Raw genomic sequence first — 25,291 nt, 5'->3', positions numbered from 1 at the left:
TCTGCCGGGGGAGGGTCAGCCCTGTCGACCCGCGCCCAGCAAAGCCATGCCCGGAATTGCGGCGGCCTTCACGTCGAATGTCAGTGTCTCGCGGCAGCCCGCGCCCTGCCCCGCCAGCGCGATCATCTGATCGGCAAAGCCCGCGCCACCCTCGCGCCAGCGCTGTGCCGCGAGGCCGACGCGGTCGGCCTCTTCGACCGCCAGTTCACGCGCGGCCAGCAGCCCGTCGATCGCATCGGCAATATCGCGGCGCGACAACCGGTAAGCGCGCTCCAGCACCCAGACCGTCTCGACCATGACTTCGCGGGCGATCCAGCCGGGCCGGTCCTCGGTCAGCGCCGAAATCGCCTCGGCCGCCAGCGCCGCCTGTGCCGGATCGTCCTGGGTCAGGTAACGGACCAGAACATTCGTATCCAGACCGGTCACGCCCCATCGTCCCGCGCCCCGGCGGCAATCGCCGCCTCCATCTCGTCCAGCGACACCGCCGCCTGCCGGTCCCGCCGCAGCATGCCCGCCAGATCCGAGACCGGCCTTGTCCGCAGCAGCCGCACCTGCCCGTCATCGAGGATGACATAGCGCAACTGATCCCCCGGCGACAGCGACAGCGCCTGCCGGACAGCCTTGGGCAGCGTCGTCTGCCCTTTCACGGTGATCGTCGATTGCGACATGATGACCTCAATGCGTAATCATACATCGCATTACATATGGCATATTCGCATTGAATCTTCAATGTCCCGGCGATTGCCGGGTGCGGGGCGCGGAAAGCCATCGCCGCCCCGGAAATGCGGGGAGGCGACCGGCCGAAAATGCCAGCACCTGCCCCCGTCTCAGCACCCGGTGGGCCTGACCCGATCAGTTGTCGTCCTGTTCCTCGAACAACACGCCGATGGCGATGGTCTTGTCGGCCCGGTCGAGATTGGGGTCCGAGGCGATCATCACCGGGTTCGGCACATCCGGCAGCACCGTCAGCCGGCCGTCCTGCGGCAGTTCGACCCGCGACTTGTGATAAAGCCCGACCGAGGGAACCAGCGAGATGCCCTCGAACCCCTCCGGCACCGCGAACTCCATCGTCACCTGACCGTTCATCGCCTCGGGCACATAATCGGGGATCGCCGCATAGATGCCGGTGGATTGCCCGCTGGGCTTAAGAAGCTCTCCCCAGAGGGTATAGTGATAGCCTGCGACAAGGTTCTCGTGATCGACGCTGGCGCGGATCACCCCGCCCTCGGCGGGCAGACGGTTATCGCCGTCGGCTGCGTCGGCGGCGGTCACGGCGATGGCCTGGATTGCATGAACCTGTATGACGTGGTCGGGGCTTTCCGTGTCGCGGATTTCCGCAAGCGCGGCGGCCTCGCCGGCGCTCTGCTGATCGACCTTGCCCTTGTAGAGCGTCAGGTAGACCGCATAGTCGATATTGTATTGCGTGCGGTTCGTCGGCACCGGCAACTCGACGCTGGTCTGTCCCGACGCCGCTTCGGGGGTGAATCCGGTAAAGACCGGATCTCCCACCGCCTTGTCCTCGCCGACGTGATGGAGTTGGGCGGCAAGGGTGTAATCCTCGCCCGGCGTCAGCCCCTCATAGGCCACGTCGCCGCGCGCCGTGCCTCCGGTGCGCATGAAGAAGCGGTTGTCGTCCTCGACATCCAGAACCGTGGCGGTGATGGAAGCGGGATCGGCGGCATATGCCGGGGCGTGCGGGATCAGGACCGAGCCGGCCAGAACCAGAGCCAGCGAGGTGCCGCAGAGCGCGCGCGACATGGTGGTGGTGTTCAGCGTCATGATGCTGTCCTTTGTATTGCTGTCGGTGATGTTGCCCGTCCACTACCCTCCCGCCGACCAGCGATCAATGTTTCACCGGGGCAGAAGTGGAGAAGTGAACGGCCGCGCCACCCGATCCGGCGAAATACCGCTTTTCAGGAGGAAATCTGCTCAGGACAGGCCGCACCGCACTGGCAGGTTCCCCGAGGTCAGGTCTTTCCGAAAATCGGGAACCGCGCCATACTGGCGCCTTGGGTGAGACGGCTGTCCATATCTGGGCCACGACCGGACAGGCGGAACATCTTTTGCGGCAGTTGCCAATGTCATCGGGTTGAGAGGGCTGATTCAGGATGCCTGACTTTGAATTCGGAGGTCTGATCGATGCCACCGGCCTGTTCACCTGGCAGTCGGGCGGGACCAATCCGGGCGCCACGATCAACGAAGCCAGCAACGGCTTGCCGAACGTCACCACCGATCAGGTCTATACCTATAACGGTGGCTCGGCAGAAGCGGTCACCGTCACCGATAACGACAGCGAGTTCATAGAAGGCGATCTGTTCCAGCAGACATTGACCCTGCCCGCGACGATCAACGGCGTCGCCTACGCGGCGGGGACCCAGATCACCACCACCGGGCAGATCGTGTTTCGGGACAATGCCACGGGGACCGCATACACCGTCTATACGGGAACGCTTGGCACAAACAGCGCAGGGGTCACCAGTCCGACCTATTTCTATATCTGGAAGGACGGCGCGGCGCCGCCGGCCGGCTCCTCCCTGAGAGTAGTCTCCCGAGGGCAGCCCACCTCGATCACCTACAATACTCTTCCGGCACCCTGTTTCTGCAACGGCACGCTGATCCAGACGCCCGATGGTCCCCGCAGGGTCGAGGATCTGACGGTCGGCGATCTCGTGAACACCCGTTCCGGGCCGCCGCTGCCGGTCCGATGGATCGGATCGCAGACCGTGACCCCCGAGGCGCTGGCCGCCATTCCGGAATTGCGCCCGGTGATCCTGACGGCGGGCAGCCTTGGACACAATGTGCCGACGGACGATCTGATGGTCTCGCGCCAGCACCGGGTCCGGCTTGCATCGCACATCGTGGCGGAACTGACCGAGGCGGAGCATGTCCTGGTTCCCGCCGTCAAGCTGGTCGGAGTACCGGGCGTTCATTTCTACGAAGGTGGATCGCCCTTCACCTATTATCACCTGCTGCTGGACCGGCACAGCCTGGTGCAAAGCAACGGCACATGGACCGAATCACTGTATCTCGGCCGGGAGTTCCTGGGCAGTCTGTCCACTGAAGCACGGGACGAGTTGCGGACCATTTTTCCGAAACTGCTGTGCGACGGCTTCGACTATCCGCCCGTGGCGCCGATGATCGAACGCCGCCGCGTCATTGACGAACTGGTCCGCTCGCATCTGAGCAGCCACGTCGACCTTGCCTGACCCGCGCGGGTGAACGGATCAACTCACCCGGACGCAGCCTGAAAATGCCGCCGCAGGTGTCTGTCGGCCGCCGCGTCGATGCGGGCGAGATCGTTCGCGCCAAGCGCGATCCTGCCCGCCTGCGCATTCTCGCTGGCATGGCCGGCCTTGCGCGCACCGCAGAGAACGAAGTCGATCTGCGGTTGCTGCAGGGTCCAGGCGACGATCAGCTGCGAGAGGGTGACCCCGCGATCCGTGGTCAGATCCCGAAGATCATGCGCGAAATTCGCGACCGCCATGCGGATATTGATGGAGAACCGTGGATCGTCCTTGCGGATGTCGTCGCCCGGAAATTCCCGGTCGGGGGTGATCTTGCCGGTCAGAAGCCCCATGCCCAGCGGTGAATAGCTGATCGTCGACACGGCCCTGCCCTTGATGCTCGGCAGGATCTCGGCCTCGATGCCGCGATCGATCATCGAGAACCGTTCCTGGATGCAATCGAGCCCGCCCAAGGCCAGGTACCGATCCAGATCGTCCGGTTGCAGGTTCGAGGCCCCGATGGCGCGGATCTTGCCATCGCGTTTCAGGCGGTTCAGCGCCTCCAGCGTCTCGTCGATGGGGGTCGTGGAATCCGGCCAGTGGGTGATGTAGATATCGATGTAATCCGTTGCCAGGCGACGCAGACTTTCCTCGACCTCGTGGGCGACCCCCTCGGTCCCAAGATAGCGATACACCTGCTTGCCATATTGCTCGAAGAACGGCGTCCCCCTTGCGTGATGCCAGTTCAGCCCGCATTTGGTCGCGATCACGACCCTGTCGCGCCGGCCCCTGATGACCTCGCCGATCAGGCTTTCGGCATGGCCCAGACCGTAGCCCGGCGCGGTGTCGATCAGGTCGGTCCCGGCATCGATCGAAGCCGCGATGGCCGCGCGCGAGGCGGCATCGTCCGACCCGCCCCACATCGCGCCGCCAATGGCCCATGTGCCCAGACCTATGGCGGAACAGGTGATCCCCGTCGCCCCGATTTCACGTCTCAGCATGATTGCCCTCCGCCGGTTTAGCGATGCTTGTTGACCAGATGGTCGATGGATACGGCAGCCAGAAGGATCAGGCTGCGGATGGTGTCCTGCCAGAAGATCGAGATATCGAGCAGGATCATCGAGCTTGTGACCAGCGACAGCAGCGCGATGCCGAGGATCGCCCCCAGAACCGAGCCCTTGCCGCCGTTCAGCGAGGCGCCGCCGATCACTGCGGCGGCAATGATGTTCAACTCGCTGCCGATGCCGAAGGTCGGCGTCGCAACGCCGAGGCGCGCCATGAACATGATCCCCGCGAACCCGGCCAGCGACGAACACAGGACCGTCGTCCACAGTCGCACGTTGCGCACATTGATCCCGGCATAATTGGCCGCGTGTTCGTTGCTGCCGACATAGATCACCTTGCGAAAGGCACTGGCCTTGCGCAGCAGGATATCCCCGATCACGGCCACCACGAAAAAGATGATGATGACCACCGGCACGCCGTAGAAATTGCCCTGGCCGATATATTTGAAGGACGGCGGCAGGGTGAACAGCGACAGCGGCGTCCCTTCGGTGATGATGAAGCCGATGCCGCGCAGCAGGCCGAAGAACGCCAGGCTGGTGATGAAGAAGCTCAGCCCGACGCGGGTGACGAACATTCCCATCACGAACCCCGCCAGCGCCGTCGCGCCGACGCCGAACAGGCTGGCCAGCCAGGGGTTCATGCCGATCAGGAACAGCTTGCCCGCCACCACCATCGCCAGACACATCGCCGCCCCGACCGACAGGTCGATCCCGCCGACGATGATCAGCATGGTCATGCCGACGACCACGATCCCCTCGGTCGAGAAGGACAGCAGCACGGCGCGCATGTTGCCCCAGGTCAGGAAATGTTCCGAGGCAAAGCTCATGATGATGAAGGACACGACGAGGATCATCAGCAGCATGCCCTCGCGGATCCTCAGCAGCCGCTTCAGCCAGTCCAGAAACCCTTTCGGCGGCTTGACCCCATCCGAATCTATCGCGCCCTGATCAGCCATGGATCGCCTCATTCGACGAAGTTTCCTTTTGCGCCGCGCCGGCGGCAAGACGAACCAGATTGTCCTCGGTCAGATCCGGGCCCGCCAGCATTCCCGCCTGCCGCCCCTCGGACAGGACCAGAACCCGGTCGCAGAGGCCCAGAACCTCGCTCAACTCGGACGAGACGACCAGAATGCCGATGCCATCATCCGCGAGTTGCCGCAGAAGTTGGTGGATCTCGGCCTTGGCGCCGACATCGATGCCGCGCGTCGGCTCATCCAGAAAGATGATCCGCGGCGCGATCGACAGCAGGCGCGCGATCGCCACCTTCTGCTGGTTGCCGCCGCTGAGTTCCGAGACGTTCTGCAGGACGCTGGCGGCCTTGATGTTCAGCCGGCGGCCAAGGACCATGGCCTGATCGTTTTCCTTGCGCTGGCTGACAAAACCGTAACGGTTGCTGACCTGCGAAATCCGCATGGACGAGATGTTCTGGGCGATGCTGAGGTCCAGAAAGACACCGTTCATCTTGCGGTCCTCGGAAAGGCAGACCACGCCCTTGGCCACCGCGTTGGAATAGCTGCGCGGCGCGAAATCCGTGCCGTCGGCGAGGGTCACCGTGCCGGAACTGCGCGCCCTCAGCCCGCAGATCAGCTGCAGAAGTTCCGAGCGCCCCGATCCGATCAGACCGGCAAGGCCCATCACCTCGCCCCGCCTGAGGCTGAAGCTGACATCATGGACCATGGCGGCATCGGACAGGCGCGCGACCTGCATCAGCACCGGGCCGTCTGCGGTGGCGGATTTCGGCGGATAAAGCGCCTCGAGCCTGCGGCCCACCAGCTTGTGGACCACCTCGTCCGGGGTCACGTCGGCGACCCTGTCGGTGGAAATATGGCGGCCATCGCGCAAGACCGTGATCCGGTCGCACAGCTTGTAGATCTCGGACATGCGGTGGCTGATATAGATGATCGCGACGCCCTGATCGCGCAATTGACGCAGCAACACGAACAGCGACTCGGCCTCGGATTGCGTCAGCGCGGCGGTCGGCTCGTCCAGAATGAGAATTTCGCAATCCAGCGCAAGGGCGCGCGAAATCTCGACCAGCTGCTGGTTCGAGATCGACAGGCTGCCGAGGCGGGCATCGGGCGAAATCGTCGTCAGCTTGCCAAGGGTTTGCGCCGCCTCTTTCCTGATCTCGCCGTGATTGACGAAGATCGACCGGCTGCGGCCGATGGTCGACATCATCACGTTCTCGGCCACCGAAACATCGGGACAAAGCGCGATTTCCTGATGCACCAGCGCGATGCCGTTGTCCTGCGCCTCCAGCGGGCTGGCGATGCTGATCGGCTTGCCCTTCAGCATGATTTCGCCGGACGTGGGCGCAAGAACCCCGCCGATGATGTTCATCAGGGTCGATTTCCCGGCGCCGTTTTCCCCGGCAAGCGCATGGATTTCGCCTTTCCTCAGCTCGAAATCGACCGAGTGCAGAACCTTGATCGAACCAAAGCTCTTGCAGATGTCAGACAGTTTCAGGATCGGCTCGGGCTGGGTCATGGATCGCCGGCGGTTCGCGTCTCGCAAAGGGTGAAGCAAGGCAAGGGGCGGTCATTCGCCCCTTGCGAGGGTCGGGTGGCCGGGATCACTCCTTGATCCCGTCGGTGCCGCGCCGTTCCAGATATTTGTCCCAATAGAAGAAATCGGCGTTCTCGGAGGTGACGACGGCAAGGCCGTTGTCGATCACGACACCCGCAAATGGATTCTCGCCCGTCTGCGAGGTGGCGTTCATCGGGTCGATCATGTCCGAATTGGCCGCAAGATACAGCATCATCATGCCCATATAGCCCTGAATGCCCTGATTGGGGTTCAGCGAGCCAAAGACCTCGCCCGCCTTCAGCATGTCGAGGATCTTGCCGTTCACGTCGGTCAGCATGACCTTGATGCCGGTGTTCAGCTCTTTCGCGGCCTGCGCGGCACCAAGGGCGGAATTGGCCTCGGGCATGAAGATCGCGCCCAGTTCGGGATTGGCCTGCGCCATGCTGAGAACGGCGTTATAGGCCTTGGTCGGATCCTGGTTCGAGGCGGCGCGGGCGACCAGTTCCATGTCGGGCCAGTTGCTTTCCATGCGGCCGATAAAGGCGGCGATGCGGCGGTCGTGATTGTCCTGACCGGGGTTTTCCAGAACCGCATATTGCCCCTTGCCGCCCATCGCCTCGGCCACGGCATCGGCGGCGACCTGACCTTCGCGGGCATTGTCCGAGGTCACGAAGGCCACCCGCTTGGAATTGGGCGAATCCGCCCCGAAGGTGACGACCGGAATACCCATTTCCGCCGCGCGGTTGATCGGCTCGATGAAGGGTTCAGGGTTCATCGGCGCGATCAGGATGCCCTTGGGGTTGCGGGCCAGAACCTGCTCGAACACCGCAAGCTGCTTGGTCACGTCATATTCGGGCGTGCCGGTATAGACGGTATCGACGCCCAACTGCTGGCCGGCCTGCTTCATCATCTCGTAGACGGGAAACCAGTATTCCACGCCCGAGACGAAGGTGATCATGTAATACTGGTCCTCCTCGCTGCCCTTGAAGGGCTGCTCGTCCTGCGCCAGGGCCGGGGTCACGGCCAGGGACAGGGCGGCAAGTGTCGTCGCAAACAGTTTTCTCATCGTTTCCTCCCTAGGTTTGTTGAACCGCCGGCTGGCAAAGGTTGGCGGTGTTTCGTCCTCAGTTCTCGATCAGTTCGGGTCCCCCGTCCCCGGCCCCCCGCCGGTTTACCGGATCAAGCGCCGCGAAGGCCGTCCGGAACAGCTCCAGCCGGTCGTCATGGCGGCGCATGCCGTCCGTTGTCGGCTCGGTCCGGGTCATGGCGCAGGTCATCGCCGCGACCGCCTGATCCATGTCCGCGAATTCCCCCGCCCCGATGCCGGCCAGCATGGCCGCCCCCTGGGCGGTGGTTTCCGTCACCCCCGGCACATCGACCGGCAGGCCAAGCGCATCGGCGCGCGACTGGACGATGCCCGGATTGCGGGCACTGCCGCCGACCATGATCAGCCGCTCGGGCGTCAGGCCCAGACAGGCGGCCGAGGCCAGGATTTCACGCGTCTGAAGGTTCAGCCCCTCGAAGACCGCGGCCAGCATCTCGGTTCTGCCATGGCTCTGCCGCAGCCCCAGAAACGCCCCCGCCGCCGTCGCGTCCATCACCGGGCCGGTGCAGCCCGCCAGATGCGGCAGGAAAACGGGTAAGGCGGCGCGGCTGGCGGCGGCCTCGGTCGCCAGCGCGAAAAAGCTATCGTCGTTCATCCCGGGGGCGAAGGTGTCCCGAAACCACGTCGTGACGCCGCCGCCGATGGCCGCGCCGAAGGCCGAGAACTGCCCCGGTGCGACATGATGTTCAACGGTCCAGCCGGTGCCAACCGCCGCTTCGGGCAGGGTGAATTCGGCAAGGGTCGCCTGAATGATATCCCATGTGCCGCCGATATTGACGACCGCACCGGGCCTGTGCCCGCCGACCGGCAGCGCGCCGCAGAGATAGTCATGCCCGCCCAGAATCACGGGCGTCCCCTGGGGCAGCCCCGTTTCTGCCGCCGCCGCCGCTGTAACCTGCCCCAACAGCGTGCCCGCCGGTTTCGCCGCGCACATCAGGCCGAGATCCACCCCAGCCTTATCGGCGATGCCCTGATCCCATGCCGCCGCGCCGGGCGAAAACAGCAGCGTACAGGCCGCCATGGAATAATCCGTGGCCAGTTCACCGCAGAGCCGCTGATTGACGAAATCGCCCATCAGCACCCATTTGCGGGTCCGTTCAAGGATTTCGGGGTGATGGTCGCGCATCCATTGCAGCCGGAACAGCGTGCTGAAGCCGCGCGGGGGCGAGCCGGTGGTCAGGAACTGCCGCGCCTCGCCGAAGTCGCGCAGCCACGCCTCGTAATAGGGAACGCAGCGGCTGTCGGTCCAGGCGATGAAATCGTAAAGCGGCGTATTGTCCCGATCCAGCGGAACACCATCCATGCCCAGACAGGCGGCGGCGACGCCCGCGATCTCGGCATCGGCGGGCAGAGCCTGAATCACCTCCTGCAGAACCTCGCAGGCGGTCGCCCAGACCGCGCGATGCGGCCAGACGATCTCTCCCGGCCGCGCCGGATCGGGTGTGACACTGGTACTGGGGCGCGAGGCGATCCTGGCAGGGCGCCCGTTCAGGTCGAAGGCACCGGCACGAATACTGCCCGATCCCAGATCCAACCCGATCAGATAGCGCATCGCTTCGCACCCCCCCGCCGCTAGGCCGCGTCGCCGTGGACGATCCGGCGATAGCGCTGGACGGTCGCAGGCACGTCATCGGCCTCGAAGATATTTCGTCCAAAGACCAGGCCGGACGCCCCGGCCCTGATCGCGTCATCGGCATGGCCGAAGGCATCTTCGGGGTTCTTCGCCTTGGCCCCGCCCGCCAGCATCAGCGGCACCGGGCAGGTGCGCGCCATTTCGGTGACATTTTCCAGCGACCCCGGATAGAACGCCTTGACCATGTCCGCACCCAGTTCCGCCGCGATCCGGCAGCCCAGCGACTGGATGGCGATATCGGTCTGGTGTTCGGGATGGCGGCGCAGCTGCGCGCTCAGCGCCTCGACCATGAAGACCATGCCGAGGCGTTCGCATTCCCGGGCGATCCGGGCGTTGCGGGCGATCTCCAGTTTCTCGATCTCGGGGTCGGGATGGCCGATATACATATAGGTCATGATCCCGTCGGCGCCGGCGGCCAATGCCTGTTCGACGCTGGCAAGCTCGACCGTGCCGCCCTGATCATAGGGCAGGACGCTGCGCACATAGCTTTGGTAATCCATATGCAGCATCAGGGCGGGCCGGTCGCGGCCGATGAAATACTGCTCGAGCAGCAGCAGCATCCCCGGCGCCACCATCAGCCCGTCCACCGCCGACATCTGATCGCAGGCCCGTTCCATTTCGGCCAGACTCATCATGCCGGGCAGCGGCCCCATGATGACGCCATGCGAATAGGCCACCAGCAGCGCCTTGCGGCTTTTCTGGTTGAAGAACCTTGCCATGCGGATCTTCTTGCCGGTTCTTGAATCCATCACTCAGTTCCTTGTTTCCGCGGGCGTCCGGGGGCGGTAGCCCAGCTTGCCGGGGTTCATGATGTTGTTGGGATCCAGCGCCGACTTGATCAGCTGGTTGACGACCATCGCGTCGCCCTGATCGGCGGCGACGAAATCCTTGCGCGCAAGGCCGACCCCGTGGTGATGCGAGGTCGCGGCCCCCCGTTCGAGGCAGATCCGCATCGCCACCTCCCAGATCCGGCGAATGCGCGCCTCGGCCGCCGCCGCATCCTCGGCCTGCCCGATCAGGATCACATAGAGCGAGGACCCCTGCGCGTAGACATGCGAGAAATGGCACAGCACTTCGTCGGCCAGCGGCGCCAGCGCCGTTTTCAGCGCCTCATAAGTGCCTTCTATGCTGCTCCAGAAATCCGAAATCTCGATGGTCTCGGCCACGCCGCCGGGCCGGGCCAGTATGTTCTCGACCGCGGAAAAATCATAGCGCCGGGCCAGCCAGCCCTCGATGCCGGCGGGGCCGATCGCCTTGCCGCCATGGGCGCGGCAGAGATCCATGACCGCCGCATATTCGGCCTCAACCACGGCTTCGATCCCCTCGAAGCCAAGGAACATGACACATTGCCCGAAGGACGGATCCTTCATCGCATGCCGCGCCTCGTCCACATCATAGAAGCGTACGATGAAGGGCTTCAGCCCGTTGCGGGTCATCGCCCGCATCGCCTTGATCCCGTCTGAAACGGTATCGAAAGTCACGGTTTCCAGCCGGCGATAGGATTTCAACGGGAAAATGCGGGTCGTCACCTGCGTGACGATGCCGAAGGTGCCTTCCGATCCCAGAAAGACCTCCTTGGTGTCCAACCCGATGGCGGCGCGCGGGGTCTGCTTGGTCTGGACGATCCGGCCGTCGGGCAGAACCACCTCAAGCGCGATCAGTTGATCCTCGATCCCGCCATAGAGCGAGGACAGCTGACCGGTCGCCCGCGTCGCAACCCAGCCGCCGACGGTCGAGCGATCCAGCGATTGCGGCGAATGGTTGAGCGTGTAGCCGCGTTCGTTCAGTTCCGCCTCAAGCAGGTCGCCGCGCTTGCCCGCCTGCACCGTCACCAGCAGGTTGTCTTCGTCCAGCGCGATGATCCGGTCCATCCGCGAGAGGTCGATCACCACGCCGCCCGCCTCGGTCAGCGGCGAGCCGACCACGGACGAGCCAAGCCCCCAGGGCGTGACCGCATTGCCGTTCTCGTTGCATTCCCGCAACAGCGCCGCCACCTCCTGCGTGCTGTGCGGATGGGCCACCAGATCCGGCTTGCAGGGCTGCTTGCCCTGCTGGCGCCATTTCACGGCGATGGGCCAGGCGTCATAGCTGTGCGCGGCCACGCAGTCCGCGCTGTCCGAAAGCCGCTCGGCAGGCACCGAGTCCAGGATGATCCGGGAAATTGCCACTGGCCTGCTCCTGTTCATGAATGGTCGGGTGGGATGACGAAGACGCGGTCGCGGGCCGAGCCGAGGGCCTTGATGCGCTCATCCGGCAGCGGCGCATCGACCAGCACCCGGTCGAACTCGTCCAGATCGGCCACCCGGTAGAGCGCGGTGCGCGAGAACTTCGACCGGTCGGCCAGCAGATAGCGATGGACCGAGGCCTTCATCATCGCCCGTTTCGTCGCCGCCAGCAGCGGGTGCGGATGATAGGCCGTCGCCCCGTCAATGGCCGTGGTCGAAGTGAAATAGCGGTTGATGCGCAACTGCGCGATCGAGGTTTCACACATCGGGCCGCTGAACGTGTCGAACTGCTGCACATATTCCCCACACAATCCGATCAGGCGCAGCTTGGGCAGCCTGGAGACTGCCGCCTGAATGGGGAGAAAGTTGGAAACGATGGTCAGGCCCTCAATCTCGGCCAGATGCGGGATCATCGGTAGCAGCGTTGTTGCTTCGTCCAGCAGGATCACATCGCCTGCCTCGACCAATGTGCAGGCATGGGCCGCCAGCCGCTCTTTCTCGGCCGCCGCCCGGTTCACCCGGAATTCGACATTGCTTTCAAAGACCGAGGACGGTTGCGCCGTGGCGCCGTTGCGCACCTTTCGCAGCACGCCGCGGTTTTCCAGTTCTTCAAGGTCGCGGTGGATGGTCATGCGGCTGACCCCGAGCGAGGCCGCCAGATCGTCCACCGAAACCTCGCCCTGCGCCAGAACATCCGCGCTGATCTTTTCCAGCCTTTCGGCCTTGGACATGGTCACCGTGCCCATCACGCCACCCTTTCGCTTGATGTCGGCGGACTGGCCGTTTCGTGGAATCTGGCGCCATCGGTCAGTCGCAGATAGGATCTGTAATCCGCGATATCCCTTGCGATCCGCGCCGCGGACCAGCCCAGATGACGCGATGCGACCGCCTCGAAGGCCGGCAGCAGATGCAGGCCGCGCCCCGCGTGATAGCCCAGCAGGGTCCGGCGCAGCAGAATGTCGGACAGGCTCTGGGCGAATTCGCGTTCGACGGCAAAAACGAACTCGGCCGCGATGGCGCCGCTGGCCGGGTCGATCACCTCGGCCAGATCCCGGCTGCCGTCGCAAAGCTGCGCGATCTTCGCCGCGCGCTCGCCATAGAGGCCAAGCAACCTGTCACGGCTGCTCGCCCCCAGCGGGGATGCAGCCAGCACCTCCCGCGCATCCTGCGGCGCGGCGCCCGGCAGGACGGTGGTCGCGGTGACGGAGGCGACGTGATTGGCCCCGATGAAGGCGCCGAGGCTGTCGGTCACCTCTTCCGCAAGGCTGCGACATGTCGAAAGCTTGCCGCCCAGAACGGTAAACAACCCGTCCAGATCGCCCTCATGACGATGAATGACATGCCCGCGGCCGATCTTGTGGGACGGCCCGGACTGTCGCGGCAACGGCCGCACGCCCGAATAGGTATAGAGGATATCACTGCGCTGGATCCGGCCGGCCTTGAAGGTATGGCCGATGGCATCGAACAGGTAGTCGATATCGTCCCTGGTGGCCTGCGCCGCGCTGACCGGCCCCTCGATCACCCTGTCGGTCGTCCCGACCAGGAGATTGCCCAGCCAGGGAACCATGATGACGGGCCGCCCATCAGATCGCGCTTCGAAGAACACCGCCTCGTCCGGGGCGCCGTCAAAGCGGCGCAGGACAACGAATGACCCCATCGCCTTGGTCACAAGCGGATCCGTCGCGACGGTCGCCACCGACAGCATTTCGTCCGCCCATGCCCCGGTGGCATTCACGACCGCCAGGGCGGTACAACGCCCAGCACCCGTCGCACCGGACCAGCGGACGGTCAGCGCCCCGGCCTCGCGTCGGATGTCAACCACCCGGCAGCGATTGCGCAGATCCGTGCCATGCTCTGCCGCATCGACGATATGTTCGATGGTCAGCCGCTCGGCATGGGCGGCAAAGGCATCATGCATGACATATGCCCCGTTCAGGCCGGCATCGCGCAGTGAGGGCACCCGCTGAAGCGCCTTCGCACGAGACAGGCTGCGATGCCTCGGCGCCCCGCCCATGGCCAGGATATCCAGCGCCAGAAGCCCCAGGCGCACCTTCCAGTCCGGATGCCCGCCGCCCTTGTGCCGCGGGATCATTAGCGTCTGCGGATGCACGATATGCGGGGCGATCTTCTGCAGCACGGCGCGTTCGCGCAACGCCTCGCGCACCAGCCCGATCTGGGCCGTTTCCAGATAGCGCAGACCGCCATGGATCATCCGCCCGTTATGACCCGAGGCACCAGCCCCGAAATCGTCCGCCTCCAGCAACAGGACCCCGAGACCGCGCAGGGCCGCACCGCGGGCGATGGCGGCACCATTGATGCCACCCCCGACGACGATGATATCTTTTGGCGAATCCGATCCCATAAATCACTTTATATTATGTTTTTATCACATCTTCAAATGTTATATTTGGGATCGCGCTTGAACGCGACCTGAAAAACGGATCCGCCCGCCGCCACTCGATCCCGGCCCGCCAGCCGCTTCGTCAAAGGGCCTGAAGCCCGGCTAACGGCACTCTTCCGAGGCAAGCCCGCTCCTCACGATTGTCTCCAGAAGATGCCGCAGGTCACCGAAATAGCCGTCGCCTCGGGCGGGCAGGTTCGGGTCGGATGTGATCGCGATGCTCAGCCGCCGGGACGGGACGATGGCCAGCAGCTGCCCGCCATAGCCGCGGGCATAGGCGGCGCGCTGGTCGTCATAGCGGGTCAGGAACCAGCCATAGCCATACTGGTCGCCCGAGAATGGCGAGCGTGTCCGCGGCTGCATCGATGCCTCGAGCCAGGCATTGCTGACAACGCGATCGCCGTCCAGCGTGCCGCCGTTCAGGACCATATCGCCGATCCGGGCCAGTCCCAGCGGACTGATGGCCATGTCGTTGCCGCCGAGGTAGCGCCCTTGCGGATCGGTGATCCAGGGTGGAATGGCGATCCCCAGCGGATTGCCCAGCCAGTCGCGCGCCATCTGGTGCAGGCTGAGGCCGGACGCACGGGCAAGCGCGGCGCCCAGAACATGCCAGCCGCCGGTCGAATAGATGAAGCGCCCGCCCGGCCGCCCCTCGGCTGGCTGGCTGAGCGCATAGTCGACCCAGTCATTGCTGCTGACCCAGGCACCGTAATTGCCGCCCGAGGTGCTGCCCAACCCGGTCTGCATGGTCAGCAGGTTGCCGATCGTCAGCCCGTCACGGGCGTCGCCGAATGGCTGACGGCCCAGCAGGGGCAGAACCCGCTGGTCGACGCCCTCGATCACGCCCCGGTCGATCGCGATGCCCGTCAGGATCGCAATGATCGTCTTGGACACGGATTTCACATTTGCCGGGCGATCCAGCGAAGGGCCCCGGAAGGCACGGGCGAAAACGCACCGACCCTGCCTGTGGATCACGAGGGATCGCAACTGTTCAAGCCCCGCGGCCGCCGCCACCGCGGCATCAAGGCCCGCTTCCTGACCAGGCGTGGGTCTGACGGACATCGGCGCCGCCAGCAATGCGGCGCCGGTCGTGGCCAGTATCTTCCGACGAGACAATCGTGGCATCAACGATCCCTCTGCTGCCCGCATGCGAATTGGGGCGGCATGCGCGCGCGTCAAGCCCGTGGTCGACGATTTGTGAATATGGCTGCGCCGCGCCGGCCGGCGGATAAGGACGCGCGGACAATGATCGCGGTTGCGGAGTGCGCGAGGGGCTCAACGCCGATGATCGCGACTTCCTTCACAACCGATTCCTCCTGATCCCGTCTTGATCGGCGTGGCATAGATGCCGTCAGGAGGGGCTATCCAAACCCATCATCAAAGCCACGCCAGAGCGTTTCGCAGGGGCGATCTTCGCCGTCATCAAAGCGGATCCCGCCCCGCCGCCGGTCCGGGCGGCGCGTCATCGCGCGGGCCGGTGCCGGTCGTCGGGGCCCCAGCCTCGGCCCAGCGCTGCGACATCCGGAAGACATCCACCGGGCAGGCGTCGATGCAGCCGCCACAATTCTGGCAGTCGCCCGACAGGATCAACGGGCTGCCCCTGCCCTTCAGCGCGGGGACGATGACATGCGGCTCGGGGCAGACGTTGAAACAGGCGCCGCAATCGGTGCAGGCGCTACGATTGGCAGCCGAGACGCGGAGCACCGCCCCCCGACCCAGCAGCCCGTAGAAGGCCCCGACCGGGCACAGGTGGCTGCACCAGGCCCGGCGCGAGACCAGAAGGTCCAGCAGGAACACCGCGACGATGATCGCCCAGCCAAAGCCGATGCCACCGATCATCGCGCGTTGCAGAAGGCTGACGGGGTTCACGAACTCCCACGCGACGGTGCCGGTCACGAATGAGGCCAGCAGGGTCGCGGCGAGGATCACCAGCCGCGTGCGCCTGTCCAGTTTGCGATCCCGCGTCAGCCCCGTTCTTTCGCGCAGCCAGTGGGCGGTGTCGGTGACGATGTTCACCGGGCAGACCCAGCCGCAATAGACCCGGCCGCCGAGGATCAGATAGGCGACCAGGATGATCAGTGCGCCCGTGACCACCGGCGTGGCGGGTGAGGTTCCGCCGGCCAGACCCTGCAGCAGGATATAGGGATCGGCCAGCGTCACGAGGCCGCCGATATTGCTGGCGGCGAAATTGCCGCGCACGATCCAGATGCCGGCCAGCGGCCCCAGCATGAACAGCCCCAGAACCGAGATCTGAGAGATCCGCCGCAGGACCCACCATTTATGGGCGCGCAGGAGCCCGTGCGCCTCGACCCCCGGTCTGCGGCTGTCCGATATCCACCAGCCGATCATGTCGCGCGCCCCGCCGGGTTGCGGCCGGCGCCGCCCAGACCCAGATCGCGTGGCAGCACGCGGATCGAGGCATGCCCGGTCACGCAATGCTTCTCGCAGGTGCCGCAGCCGGTGCAGTGATCGGAATGGACGGTCGGGATCATGATCCTGCGGCCGTCGAACTCGCCCGGCTCGAGCGTGATCGCGTCGCCCCGGATCGGACAGACGCGCACGCAGATGCTGCAATTCATCCCCTTGTAGTTCAGGCAGTCCTCATGGCCGACCAGCACGGCCACGCCCATCTCGGCGTCGCGGATGGCGATGTCGCTGTCCAGTGCCCCGGTCGGACAGGCCCGCGCGCAGGGAACGTCCCGGCACATGTAGCAGGGCACCTCGCGCGGCGTGAAGAAGGGTGTGCCGACCGCCGCCTCCTGCCCCCATTCGGCCAGCGACAGCGTGTCATAGGGGCAGGCCTGCACGCACAGGCCGCAGCGGACGCAGGACGCCAGGAAATCCTCCTCGGGGCGGGCGCCGGGGGGGCGCAGGGCGCGGGCGTCGGCCTGGCCGGTCGAGGTGATCAGCGCGGCCAGCGAAAACCCGCCAAGGCAGACCGCGCCGACCGTTCGCGCGGCCTCGGCCATCGCGGTGCGGCGGGTCATCTTGCGTTTGCCGGATGCCATCTCGCTTGCCCCTTTGCAGTGGCCGTCACTGGCTGGTGACGGCCGGTTCATCCTCCCTTGCGCGCTTCTGTTCGGCCAGAAGCGGCTCGTATCGCCGGTCGGTCAGCGTCTCGAGAAAGGCGATCAGCGCATCCACGCGCCCATCGTCCAGCATCAGCCCCGACTGCAGTTCGGCCAGCGACAGGTTCTCGGCCACTTCGGGCGCGCCCCATGGCGCGCCGGTTTCGGGATTGATCTGCGAGATCGGCCGGCGGCTCGTGTACTTGTTATAGAACAGGACGGCGGTGCGCAGGTCCTCGAAGACGCCGTTATGCATGTAGGGCGCGGTGACGGCCACGTTGCGCAGGCTGGGCACCTTGATCCGGCCGGCCTGGGCAGGGTCATCGATCCCCGGTCGCGCCAGCAGGCCCTGATCGACGTAATCGGTGCGGGCGCCGTTCACCGCGCGCACGGCGCGGTTCACCGGCACGCCGATATTGTGATATTCAAAGCTGGTGAAGGTTTCCTGCGGGGTCACGCCCTGCTGGCGCAACTGGTGGCACAGCCGGCAGTTCCAGGTGATGAAGACCGTGAAGCCGAATTCCTCCTGCGGGGTCAGTCTGGTCTCGCCACGAAGATAGCGGTCGTATTTCGAATCGAAGGGCATGAATTCCTCGGTGCCCTGATAGGCCGCCAGCGCCTCGACGGCGTGATCGAAGGCGCGATCCACATCGTCCAGCGCATCGGCACCGAACAGCGCCGCGAAGGACCGGACGTAGTCGGGATCGTCCCGCAGGCGGCCGATCACCGTGGCACGGTCGGGCATCGCCATCTCGACCGGGTTCAGCATCGGCTGGCCCGCCTGATCGCGCAGATTGTCCGCCCGCCCGTCCCAGAACTGGCCGCCCTTGTAATTGCCCTTGGCGTCGCGATGGAAATCGGGGCTGAGCGCGGCATAGGACAGCATCGGCGTGTTCCGGTCGCCATGGGATTTCCCGTCATCGCCGACCGAGACCGCGCGGCCGGCAAGCCCCTCGCGCGGATCGGTGAAGGCATGTTCCGGGTCGTGGCAGGTGGCGCAGGATTGGGTGGCGTCGCGCGCCAGCGACGGATCATGGAACAGCGCGCGGCCGAGAAGAGCCAGCCGGTCGCCGCGATCCGCCTCGGCCGCCACGCCTTCGGGCTTCGCGGCGGCGGCAAGCACGACCCCCGCCGCGACCAGAAAGGCCGGCGACAGAAGAAACAGCATCCCCGGCAGGAACCGCATCCGCTCAGCCTCCGACGGCGGCGGCGGGCCGCAGGGCCTGCGGTGCCGCGCGTTTCTGCTGGCGCGCCTGAACCTCGGCAAGGATCAGGCGGTGCGCCAGCAGATCGGCCAGGTTTGCCAGCAGGGCCAGACGTTTCTGCCCCGCCAAATCGTCAAGCACCGGGATCAGGACGCCGTCCGGCCCGATCAGCCGCTGATGTTCGGAACGCAGGATGCCGATCAGCCCGGTCAGCGGCAGGTCCAGAAGCGGCTCGTCCAGGGCGATCGCGCCCGAATGGATCAGCATTTCCCGGGTGATGCACAGCGTCCCGGCGCCCGACCCGGCCATGGCCGGGTGACGGGTCGCGGCCACCAGAACCGCAAAGCCCGCGATCAGCCGGCTGGCGGCATCGGGTGCATTGCGCGCCCGCTGGAACAGTTCGGCCACCGGCGCAAGATCGGCGTCCATCGCCGCAAGCACGTCGAAATCGACCTTCATCGCGCTTGGCCGGAAGGGCGTGCAGCGCCAGCGGGCGCCATGTTTCATATCGGCGACCCGCCAGCCGGCGATGGCCATGCCGCGGCCGATCCGGGCCAGCCAGCCGAGCATGCGCGCCTGCAGGTCGCCATGCGCAAGCTGCAACGCCTCGCCGGCCGAGCCGGCGGGCAGGCGATAGATGACCTCGGCCAGCTTGCCGGCGTCATTCGCATGCAGGCCGAGGAACGCCCCCGGCAGGGCCGGGCCGGCGGACAGTTCGGGCGCTGCGTCCTGCGCAATCAGATCCAGTTCCCACGCCTGGGTGACCGGATTGCGCAGATAGAAGCCGACGAGGAATTCCCGGTTCAGCGCATCGGCCTGCGACAGCCGCACGGCGTCGCGGCTGCCTTCGGCCTTGAGAGAAGCGCGAATGTCATAGGGAATCCACATGTCTTCCGCTATCCCACGATCACCTTGCCCCGCATGAAGGGATGCGGCGTGCAGAAATAGTCGAAGCTCCCGGCTTCGGTGAAGGTGATGGCATAGGCCTGATCCTTGGTCAGCATCTCGCCGCGGAACGCGCCCTCGGCGACGATGCCTTCCTTGAAGGCGACGTTGTGCGGCATCACCTCCCTGTTGATCCAGTAGACGGTATCGCCCGCCTCGATGGTCACCTCGGGGGTCTGATATTTCATCTTATCGATTTCGACCGTGATCGCATCGGCGGGCACGTCGGATGCGGGCACGGGCTTTTCATGCAGGACGCTGATCCTGTCCTGGGCAAAGACGCGGCTGGCGCCGATCACGGCAAGGCCGAGCCCGGTCAGAACGGATCGACGCGATATTCCAGAATTCATCTAATCCTCCTTGGGAATGCAGCCGGGCGACAATCGGCCGCCCGGCCTGGATCGTCAGCTGGCTTTGCCGACGATGGGAGAAATGGTGCAGTGATAGGTCATCGCATCATCCTCGGCGCCAAAGCACCAGATGATGTCGTTGGCGAATTCCGGGCGATAGACCGGCAGTTCACCCTCGGTATTGAGGCAGGGGCAGCGGCCCGAGACGTTGTAGCCACAGCAGTCGCGATAGGCGATCAGATAGCTTTCGCCGTCGGTCGGGTTATAGCAGCTTGCCACCCACGAGGCCGTGGCCAGCTTGGTGCCCGGCGGGCAGTTGGTCAGCGATCCGCCCGAGCAGTCGCAGATATTGCCGTCGATCGAACAGTGCCGCCAATAGTCGCAGGACTGGATGTCATTGTCCTGCGGCACCCATTTGGCGCGCGGATCACTGCCTTCGGCCGGGCTGGTGGCATTGGCGCGGCTGACCCGCCCCCGGCGGTCCACCGGCAGAAGCGGCACCAGTGCCACCCCGGCCAGAACCGTGCCGATCCGCCCGATGGCGCCGCGGCGGCTGGTCCGGCCCGCAACCCGGCGCGACAGTTTCTCGACCATGTCGTCGAATCTGATATTCCCCAGCATCGTTTGTCCTCCCTCTGCCTGGGATTGAATTGGGAACGGCCGGGTCAGGCCGCGGTCTTTTTGCGGCTGGCCATGAACTGCTGCAGCGAGGCAAAGCCGGTCTTGTCCGCCTCGAGCAGGCTTTCCAGATGCTCGCGCGTGTTGGTCAGACCCTTGGCGCGGATGACCCCCTCGGCATCCAGAAGCACGCCATAGGGGATCTTGCCCACCTGGAAGGCCATGCCGATCTCGGCCGAGACGACATAGCGGATCTGGCCAAGTTCATGGCTTTTCAGGAAGCGGGCATGCTCTTCCGCGGCACCGTCGCTGATCATCACCACGCCGATATTCTCGGCCCGCGCGATCGACTGGATGATCGGGAACAGCTTGTCGCAGACCGGACAGGTCGGCGCGGTGAACATCAGCAACGTCGGGCGCCCGCGTTCGGACGCGCCGCCGATCCTGACCGGGCGGCCGAAATGGTCCGGCAGATCGAATTCCGGCGCCTTGTCGCCGATGTCGGGGCCATGATCGGTGATCATCGCGCCCATCGGCGACGAGCGTTCGTGCAGCAGGCCGACCTGCCGCACCAGCCCCAGCATGACCACGATCACGCCCAGCAAGGCAATCCACAACACGATATTGGAAGCAATCAGAAACGTCATCTCAGCGACCTTTCACGAAAGAGGAGGTTGGGTTTTGCCGGGCGGGAAGACCGCCCAGCATCGAGGCGCTGAAGTAGAGAAGAACCAGGGCCGCGCCGGCCATGGCACCGGTGACCAGATCGACCGGCCCGGCGCTGCGGGCCAGAGGCTGCAGCGCCACCACGCCAAGCGCCATCGCCGTCAGCACGGCATTGCGCCCGACCATCACCCAACTGATGCGCTGCTTCATGCCGTTGCGGAAGCAGCCGCAATCGATCCAGGTGCGCCCGCGAAGGACGTTGATCATGATGGCAAGGCCGAACCCGGCCAGTAGGGCGCTGGCGGCGATGGCCGCCGGCACGACCAGCGGACCGATCAGCAGGCCCGCCGCCACGGCCAGTTCGACCACCGGCAGGATCATCGCCACCCAGCGACTTGGCCCCTCCGGCAGAAGCCGGAAGTTCCGCACCACACCGTGAAATTCCTCGATCCCGGTCAGCTTCGAGATGGCGGCGGCGGCGAACAGCACCGCAAGGAAGCTGCGCAGCGCCCAGAGGATCAGCGGTTCTTGCAGGACCTGCTGCATCTCACGACCCCATGTCATGGGTCATGATGATCTGCGGACCGCGACCAAGCTGGTTCACGCTGCGCAGTTCTTCGCCAGAGTCCGCATCATAGATGTGCAGCGTCTGCGTGCCGGCCGACAGGGCGTAAAGCAGCGGTTCCGCATCCTGGCTGACATTGATCGAATCGATCTCCTGGCCCAGTGCGATCTTGTTGATCCGCTCGCCCGTCTCGGCATTGATGACCAGCACGAAACGGCTTGCGGTCTTGTGCCGCCACTGGTCGCGCTGATCGACCAGCAGATAGATGCGGTCGGACTGGCGGTGATAGGCGGTCTGCTGCCATCCGCCCGGACGCCAGTTGTCGGCGCGTTCTGCCTCGGTCAGGGCCTCGAAGGGCTCGCGGAAACCCGCCGCCTCCTCGGTCAGATCCATCTGGTAGATCTTGCCGGTATAGGTCGGCCAGACCAGCCGGCCCGAGCGCAGAGAATAGGCGGGGTGGTTGATCAGCAGTTCTTCCTCGGCGTGGAAGACCTGGGTGTTGGTGACGCTGGTCTCGCCATTGGCGAAGTCGACGCGCGCCAGACTGCCGTCGCGGCAGTTCATGTAGAACACCGTCGGCGAGGCCGGGAAGATCTGATAGCAGTCCGGCACGTCCAGCATGCGCTCGAACTGCTTTGCCTCCAGATCGACCACGCCCACCGCCGGGGCGGGCGAGAACTGATAGAACAGCACCTTCTTGTTGTCCGGGGTCAGCGCGTTCATCCACTGATAGGTGCCGATCAGGAAGCGCGCGTCCTCGGGCAGTTCGATATCCGCGGTCGGCAGCAGGGTTTCGGGATCGAAGACTTCGACATAATCGGTGCGGTCGCCGCGGGCGATGCGCGACCAGACCGAACTGACCTGCGCGAAGAACGAGCCGTCCTCGGCCGCCAGCGGATGGGCCAGGAACCCGCCATCGGTCATGCCGATGACCCGCCCGGTCGAGCCGTCGATGATGAACTGCTGGGTGACGGCGGCAAAATGCGCCGGATCCTGAACATAGACACGCCGGGTATCGACGGCGGGGGTCTTCAGGATGACCGGCTCGTCAGCCTCACCGCCGGCCAGGGCAGCGGCGGCCTCTGCGGCGGCGCGCTGACCCTCGCTTGCGCCGTCGGTCTGGGCCAGGGCGACGCCCAGGCTCAGGGCCGAACAGGTCAGACCGAAGCCGATTCGCGTCAGACACAGGCGCAGAGATGCATGTGGAAAAACCATCGTTTCCTCCCTTTGATGGCACCCGGACCCTGGCATCAGGGCCCCGGGGGAAAGGTTCGAGATAGAGGTGAAAGGTCGGGCCTTGGGGCCGGCGCGTCAGATCAGCGCCAGCACCGCGAAGGCCGCGCCAAGGCCGGTCAGGATCGCACCATCGGCAATCGCCGCGCGTTCCTGATTGCGGCCCAGCCAGGACTGGATCGCGTAATCCGTGACCGGCAGCAGGTTGACCGCGACCGGCAGATAGCGGCCGAGGTTGAACACCGCGATGATGCCGATGGCCTCGGGAATGCTGCCGGTCAGGATCGCGGCGGCCGTTATCATGTAAAGCAGGGGCGTCTGCACATAGGTCAGGTAATCCAGCCCCAGCGACAGGCCATAGATGCCGCCGACGACCCATTTCGGAAACCGCTGGCGCGCGTCATGGGGCACCTGGGCGCGGCGTTGCGGATAGGGGGCGCGCAGGAAATCAAGCTGATGGGCACCGTAGGCCAGCCCGATCAGGGCCAGCAGACCAAGCCCGAAGCCAGTGGCGACGCCCGAGAACCCGATGATCCCGCCGATCGCCCCCAGCAGCGTGCCCAAGACGATCGCGCCCGCCGCATAGCCAAGCCCGTGCATGGCGAAGGTCGGCAGCCACTTCAGAACCGCCCCGGCCCCTTTCCCGGTCGGGCGCAACAGCGAGATCGAGGAATAACCGCAGGGCGACCAGGTGGACAGCAACCCGCCGGCAAAGGCGCCGGCCGCCAGAACCGGCATGACCATGCCCTGTTTCAGCATGAAGCCAATGGCAGCACCCGCGCCAAGGCTTCCGATCAGGATCGCCAGACGTTTCGCAATCGGAACCTGATCCGGAAAGCTGACGCAGTCCTGCACGCCCGCTCCCGGCTCGGGCAGGGCCCGGATATCACCAATGCTTGTCACCCCACGCCTCCTCTCGCTCGACCGCCGGGACGGGTCGCAACCAAGGCGTTCATTGCCTTCGTCAACTGCGGATCAGCCCGGCCCCACAACTCTGTGGCGAGATGTCGCAGGGGGTAAATGGCTCACTTTGCATCTGGGGGCTGCATAAATGCAGGAATAACCGAGGCGGAATAAAATATGTTTTACATCAGCATATTGATAAATTTCCGGTCAGCTGAAAATCTCCTTGGAAAGCCATATCTTGGTATGAGACGCACCTCAGACGACCCGTCTGGCAAAGAGTTCTGCGCACCACTCCGAGATGTGGCGGGCCATCGGATCGCTGCGCAGATGCGGCTGCGTCAGCAGCCAGATTTCACGCTCGACCGTCAGCGAGGCAATGGCGAGGCGCGGGTCTTCACGAAGACCGGCCAGCATGAAATCGGGCAGCACCCCGACCCCGCCACCGTCCCGCAGGACCCGGCGTATCACCTCGTGGCTGGAGGTCTCCAGCCGGACGTAACGCGCGGACTGTGCCCCCAGCAACGCCTTCATCTCGGGCGTTTCCGCAAGGGCTTCGGGATAAGTGATCAGCAGGGGATCGCCCGTCTCGCCGCCGGCCGGCCGGACAAGGCTGAAGGTCATCACCCCGATGCGCCGCATCAGGAACGCCCCGTTCGCCGGGCGTCCCAGACGGATGGCGAAATCGGCCTCCCACCGGGACATGTCCGCATTCTGGTCGGAGGCGTCGATGCCCAGGATCAGTTCCGGAAGATCGGCCAGCAGCGTGTTCAGATGCGGCGCCAGGTAATATTCGGCGATGGAGGAAATCGTCGTCAGCCGGAACTTGCGGCTGGTATAATCGGAATGGCGCAGCTTGCGATGGATCGCCTCGACAGCGCCTTCCATGTCGCGCAGATCCATCATGATCGCCCGGCAGGCATCAGTCGGCCGCCGCACGCCGTCCACCGCATCGAACAGGGTCAGACCAAGCAGGCTTTCGAGGCGCGCCACCCGCCGGCTGACCGTGGTTTCGTTCAGCTGCAGAATCCGCGCCGCACGGGTGAAGCTGGCGGTGTCACAGACCGCCGAGATGATCCGCAGGTCATCCCAGTTGAACGAAGATATCCCATCCAGCCGCATCGTCCGTCTCCTGAAAGAACCCTGCGCAACGCCCCGCTGCACGGGGCATGGCCGCCGGCAGCGCCTTCGTTCCCTGCATCGCCACGAAAGCAGGCGCATCGACCATTGCAGTGGCTCTGCCGCGGTCGTCCCGTCAGGTCGGCAAGACATAGGCGGTTTGCCACGGGGGTCGCAAGGCCCGGCAATCCGGCCGGAAGCGGGCCCCGGACGCCCGAAGGCTAAGGCCGGGAACCCGAAACCCTTCCCCTGCCGCGCCCCGTCAAAACGAACCTCTCGGGCTTGTGACCTGCCGGATGCTCTGCCCTTGATGGAAGTGAACCACTACCGGCTGACGCCGGTAGCATCCCGTTTTCCATGCAGTTCCAGATACTGAAGTATGATGTCGTCGGTGACATTGCCCGAGGTTGTCGAGAAATATCCGCGGGCCCAGAACCGCCT

General features: G+C 65.1%; 25 protein-coding genes and 1 pseudogene. 1 reads left to right on the top strand and 25 read right to left on the bottom strand.

Annotation, left to right across the window (positions count from 1 at the left end; translation table 11 throughout):
- Window positions 1-15: 15 nt before the first annotated feature.
- The 3 genes from KNW02_RS11500 to KNW02_RS11490 form a co-directional block, all read right to left on the bottom strand.
- Window positions 16-426, bottom strand: coding sequence for a type II toxin-antitoxin system VapC family toxin (locus KNW02_RS11500; RefSeq protein WP_216033415.1), 411 nt, complete (start codon window positions 424-426; stop codon window positions 16-18).
- Window positions 423-668 carry an AbrB/MazE/SpoVT family DNA-binding domain-containing protein gene (locus tag KNW02_RS11495; protein ID WP_216033414.1) on the bottom strand — a complete coding sequence of 82 codons (246 nt, stop codon included), beginning with the start codon at window positions 666-668 and terminating at the stop codon, window positions 423-425. The genes KNW02_RS11500 and KNW02_RS11495 overlap by 4 nt, the downstream gene beginning before the upstream one ends.
- 184 nt (window positions 669-852) lie before the next feature.
- Complete coding sequence (locus KNW02_RS11490; protein WP_216033413.1) at window positions 853-1,779, bottom strand: VaFE repeat-containing surface-anchored protein; 927 nt, start codon at window positions 1,777-1,779, stop codon at window positions 853-855.
- Between the two features lie 329 nt (window positions 1,780-2,108).
- Here KNW02_RS11490 and KNW02_RS11485 point away from each other — a divergent pair, with 329 nt between their 5' ends.
- A complete protein-coding gene (locus tag KNW02_RS11485; protein WP_216033412.1) occupies window positions 2,109-3,206 on the top strand; it encodes a Hint domain-containing protein in 1,098 nt (365 codons plus the stop codon).
- Between the two features lie 23 nt (window positions 3,207-3,229).
- Here the strand turns inward: KNW02_RS11485 and KNW02_RS11480 are convergent, their stop codons facing one another.
- The 22 genes and pseudogenes from KNW02_RS11480 to KNW02_RS20870 all read right to left on the bottom strand — a co-directional run.
- The gene (locus KNW02_RS11480) at window positions 3,230-4,225 is read right to left on the bottom strand and encodes an aldo/keto reductase (RefSeq protein WP_216033411.1); all 996 of its coding nucleotides are present in this window, start codon (window positions 4,223-4,225) and stop codon (window positions 3,230-3,232) included.
- 17 nt (window positions 4,226-4,242) lie between these two features.
- Window positions 4,243-5,244 carry an ABC transporter permease gene (locus tag KNW02_RS11475; RefSeq protein ID WP_216033410.1) on the bottom strand — a complete coding sequence of 334 codons (1,002 nt, stop codon included), beginning with the start codon at window positions 5,242-5,244 and terminating at the stop codon, window positions 4,243-4,245.
- Window positions 5,237-6,775, bottom strand: a complete 1,539-nt coding sequence (locus KNW02_RS11470) for a sugar ABC transporter ATP-binding protein (RefSeq protein ID WP_216033409.1) — start codon at window positions 6,773-6,775, stop codon at window positions 5,237-5,239. Before KNW02_RS11470 ends, KNW02_RS11475 begins: the two co-directional genes overlap by 8 nt.
- A gap of 85 nt (window positions 6,776-6,860) precedes the next feature.
- Window positions 6,861-7,880 (bottom strand): substrate-binding domain-containing protein, encoded by a 1,020-nt coding sequence (locus KNW02_RS11465; protein WP_216033408.1) that lies wholly within the window; start codon window positions 7,878-7,880, stop codon window positions 6,861-6,863.
- A gap of 58 nt (window positions 7,881-7,938) precedes the next feature.
- A complete protein-coding gene (locus KNW02_RS11460; RefSeq protein WP_216033407.1) occupies window positions 7,939-9,471 on the bottom strand; it encodes an FGGY-family carbohydrate kinase in 1,533 nt (510 codons plus the stop codon).
- Window positions 9,472-9,491: 20 nt separating this feature from the next.
- A complete protein-coding gene (locus KNW02_RS11455; RefSeq protein ID WP_216033406.1) occupies window positions 9,492-10,301 on the bottom strand; it encodes a class I fructose-bisphosphate aldolase in 810 nt (269 codons plus the stop codon).
- 3 nt (window positions 10,302-10,304) lie between these two features.
- On the bottom strand, window positions 10,305-11,720 hold the full coding sequence (locus tag KNW02_RS11450; RefSeq protein WP_216033405.1) for an FAD-binding oxidoreductase: 1,416 nt from the start codon (window positions 11,718-11,720) through the stop codon (window positions 10,305-10,307).
- Between the two features lie 14 nt (window positions 11,721-11,734).
- Window positions 11,735-12,523, bottom strand: a complete 789-nt coding sequence (locus KNW02_RS11445; RefSeq protein ID WP_216033404.1) for a DeoR/GlpR family DNA-binding transcription regulator — start codon at window positions 12,521-12,523, stop codon at window positions 11,735-11,737.
- Entirely contained in the window at window positions 12,523-14,139 is a 1,617-nt protein-coding gene (locus tag KNW02_RS11440) for a glycerol-3-phosphate dehydrogenase/oxidase (RefSeq protein WP_216033403.1), read from the bottom strand. The genes KNW02_RS11445 and KNW02_RS11440 overlap by 1 nt, the downstream gene beginning before the upstream one ends.
- Before the next feature lie 141 nt (window positions 14,140-14,280).
- Window positions 14,281-15,240: a serine hydrolase domain-containing protein gene (locus KNW02_RS11435; RefSeq protein ID WP_348524719.1), complete on the bottom strand. Its 960-nt coding sequence runs from the start codon at window positions 15,238-15,240 to the stop codon at window positions 14,281-14,283.
- 360 nt (window positions 15,241-15,600) lie between these two features.
- On the bottom strand, window positions 15,601-16,527 hold the full coding sequence (gene napH / locus KNW02_RS11430; RefSeq protein ID WP_216033401.1) for a quinol dehydrogenase ferredoxin subunit NapH: 927 nt from the start codon (window positions 16,525-16,527) through the stop codon (window positions 15,601-15,603).
- Window positions 16,524-17,186: a ferredoxin-type protein NapG gene (gene napG / locus KNW02_RS11425; RefSeq protein WP_216033400.1), complete on the bottom strand. Its 663-nt coding sequence runs from the start codon at window positions 17,184-17,186 to the stop codon at window positions 16,524-16,526. Before napG ends, napH begins: the two co-directional genes overlap by 4 nt.
- 25 nt (window positions 17,187-17,211) lie before the next feature.
- Entirely contained in the window at window positions 17,212-18,432 is a 1,221-nt protein-coding gene (locus tag KNW02_RS11420) for a cytochrome-c peroxidase (protein ID WP_216033399.1), read from the bottom strand.
- Window positions 18,433-18,436: 4 nt separating this feature from the next.
- On the bottom strand, window positions 18,437-19,339 hold the full coding sequence (locus KNW02_RS11415; protein ID WP_216033398.1) for a methylamine utilization protein MauJ: 903 nt from the start codon (window positions 19,337-19,339) through the stop codon (window positions 18,437-18,439).
- Window positions 19,340-19,347: 8 nt separating this feature from the next.
- Window positions 19,348-19,746, bottom strand: coding sequence for an amicyanin (locus tag KNW02_RS11410; RefSeq protein WP_216033397.1), 399 nt, complete (start codon window positions 19,744-19,746; stop codon window positions 19,348-19,350).
- Window positions 19,747-19,800: 54 nt separating this feature from the next.
- Window positions 19,801-20,367 (bottom strand): methylamine dehydrogenase (amicyanin) small subunit, encoded by a 567-nt coding sequence (mauA, locus tag KNW02_RS11405; protein WP_216033396.1) that lies wholly within the window; start codon window positions 20,365-20,367, stop codon window positions 19,801-19,803.
- Between the two features lie 44 nt (window positions 20,368-20,411).
- Window positions 20,412-21,011: a methylamine dehydrogenase accessory protein MauD gene (gene mauD / locus KNW02_RS11400; RefSeq protein WP_216033395.1), complete on the bottom strand. Its 600-nt coding sequence runs from the start codon at window positions 21,009-21,011 to the stop codon at window positions 20,412-20,414.
- A gap of 1 nt (window position 21,012) precedes the next feature.
- Window positions 21,013-21,594 carry a MauE/DoxX family redox-associated membrane protein gene (locus tag KNW02_RS11395; RefSeq protein ID WP_252733755.1) on the bottom strand — a complete coding sequence of 194 codons (582 nt, stop codon included), beginning with the start codon at window positions 21,592-21,594 and terminating at the stop codon, window positions 21,013-21,015.
- Entirely contained in the window at window positions 21,578-22,810 is a 1,233-nt protein-coding gene (mauB, locus tag KNW02_RS11390) for a methylamine dehydrogenase (amicyanin) large subunit (protein ID WP_216033394.1), read from the bottom strand. The genes KNW02_RS11395 and mauB overlap by 17 nt, the downstream gene beginning before the upstream one ends.
- 96 nt (window positions 22,811-22,906) lie before the next feature.
- Window positions 22,907-23,731, bottom strand: a complete 825-nt coding sequence (locus KNW02_RS11385) for a methylamine utilization protein MauF (RefSeq protein WP_348524718.1) — start codon at window positions 23,729-23,731, stop codon at window positions 22,907-22,909.
- A 258-nt stretch (window positions 23,732-23,989) separates the two neighbouring features.
- Window positions 23,990-24,853, bottom strand: coding sequence for a LysR family transcriptional regulator (locus tag KNW02_RS11380; protein WP_216033393.1), 864 nt, complete (start codon window positions 24,851-24,853; stop codon window positions 23,990-23,992).
- A gap of 321 nt (window positions 24,854-25,174) precedes the next feature.
- Window positions 25,175-25,291 (bottom strand): annotated as a pseudogene (locus tag KNW02_RS20870) (IS200/IS605 family transposase); the annotation flags it as partial.

Origin of the sequence: Paracoccus marinaquae, from assembly GCF_018860165.1 — a bacterium.
Taxonomy (GTDB): Bacteria; Pseudomonadota; Alphaproteobacteria; order Rhodobacterales; family Rhodobacteraceae; genus Paracoccus; species Paracoccus marinaquae.
The sequence above is the reverse complement of the archived record's forward strand: the minus strand, read 5'-3'. Positions and strand labels throughout refer to the sequence as shown.

What these genes read in the sequence shown, in the direction of transcription:
- napH (WP_216033401.1), bottom strand. Translation starts at nt 16,527, where the DNA reads ATGATCGGCTGGTGGATATCGGACAGCCGCAGACCGGGGGTCGAGGCG.
- mauB (WP_216033394.1), bottom strand. Translation starts at nt 22,810, where the DNA reads ATGGTTTTTCCACATGCATCTCTGCGCCTGTGTCTGACGCGAATCGGC.
- KNW02_RS11420 (WP_216033399.1), bottom strand. Translation starts at nt 18,432, where the DNA reads ATGCGGTTCCTGCCGGGGATGCTGTTTCTTCTGTCGCCGGCCTTTCTG.
- KNW02_RS11380 (WP_216033393.1), bottom strand. Translation starts at nt 24,853, where the DNA reads ATGCGGCTGGATGGGATATCTTCGTTCAACTGGGATGACCTGCGGATC.
- KNW02_RS11475 (WP_216033410.1), bottom strand. Translation starts at nt 5,244, where the DNA reads ATGGCTGATCAGGGCGCGATAGATTCGGATGGGGTCAAGCCGCCGAAA.
- KNW02_RS11485 (WP_216033412.1), top strand. Translation starts at nt 2,109, where the DNA reads ATGCCTGACTTTGAATTCGGAGGTCTGATCGATGCCACCGGCCTGTTC.
- KNW02_RS11460 (WP_216033407.1), bottom strand. Translation starts at nt 9,471, where the DNA reads ATGCGCTATCTGATCGGGTTGGATCTGGGATCGGGCAGTATTCGTGCC.
- mauA (WP_216033396.1), bottom strand. Translation starts at nt 20,367, where the DNA reads ATGCTGGGGAATATCAGATTCGACGACATGGTCGAGAAACTGTCGCGC.
- KNW02_RS11410 (WP_216033397.1), bottom strand. Translation starts at nt 19,746, where the DNA reads ATGAATTCTGGAATATCGCGTCGATCCGTTCTGACCGGGCTCGGCCTT.
- KNW02_RS11495 (WP_216033414.1), bottom strand. Translation starts at nt 668, where the DNA reads ATGTCGCAATCGACGATCACCGTGAAAGGGCAGACGACGCTGCCCAAG.
- KNW02_RS11465 (WP_216033408.1), bottom strand. Translation starts at nt 7,880, where the DNA reads ATGAGAAAACTGTTTGCGACGACACTTGCCGCCCTGTCCCTGGCCGTG.
- mauD (WP_216033395.1), bottom strand. Translation starts at nt 21,011, where the DNA reads ATGACGTTTCTGATTGCTTCCAATATCGTGTTGTGGATTGCCTTGCTG.
- KNW02_RS11470 (WP_216033409.1), bottom strand. Translation starts at nt 6,775, where the DNA reads ATGACCCAGCCCGAGCCGATCCTGAAACTGTCTGACATCTGCAAGAGC.
- KNW02_RS11435 (WP_348524719.1), bottom strand. Translation starts at nt 15,240, where the DNA reads ATGTCCGTCAGACCCACGCCTGGTCAGGAAGCGGGCCTTGATGCCGCG.
- KNW02_RS11490 (WP_216033413.1), bottom strand. Translation starts at nt 1,779, where the DNA reads ATGACGCTGAACACCACCACCATGTCGCGCGCGCTCTGCGGCACCTCG.
- KNW02_RS11445 (WP_216033404.1), bottom strand. Translation starts at nt 12,523, where the DNA reads ATGGGCACGGTGACCATGTCCAAGGCCGAAAGGCTGGAAAAGATCAGC.
- KNW02_RS11415 (WP_216033398.1), bottom strand. Translation starts at nt 19,339, where the DNA reads ATGTGGATTCCCTATGACATTCGCGCTTCTCTCAAGGCCGAAGGCAGC.
- KNW02_RS11455 (WP_216033406.1), bottom strand. Translation starts at nt 10,301, where the DNA reads ATGGATTCAAGAACCGGCAAGAAGATCCGCATGGCAAGGTTCTTCAAC.
- napG (WP_216033400.1), bottom strand. Translation starts at nt 17,186, where the DNA reads ATGGCATCCGGCAAACGCAAGATGACCCGCCGCACCGCGATGGCCGAG.
- KNW02_RS11480 (WP_216033411.1), bottom strand. Translation starts at nt 4,225, where the DNA reads ATGCTGAGACGTGAAATCGGGGCGACGGGGATCACCTGTTCCGCCATA.
- KNW02_RS11395 (WP_252733755.1), bottom strand. Translation starts at nt 21,594, where the DNA reads ATGACATGGGGTCGTGAGATGCAGCAGGTCCTGCAAGAACCGCTGATC.
- KNW02_RS11440 (WP_216033403.1), bottom strand. Translation starts at nt 14,139, where the DNA reads ATGGGATCGGATTCGCCAAAAGATATCATCGTCGTCGGGGGTGGCATC.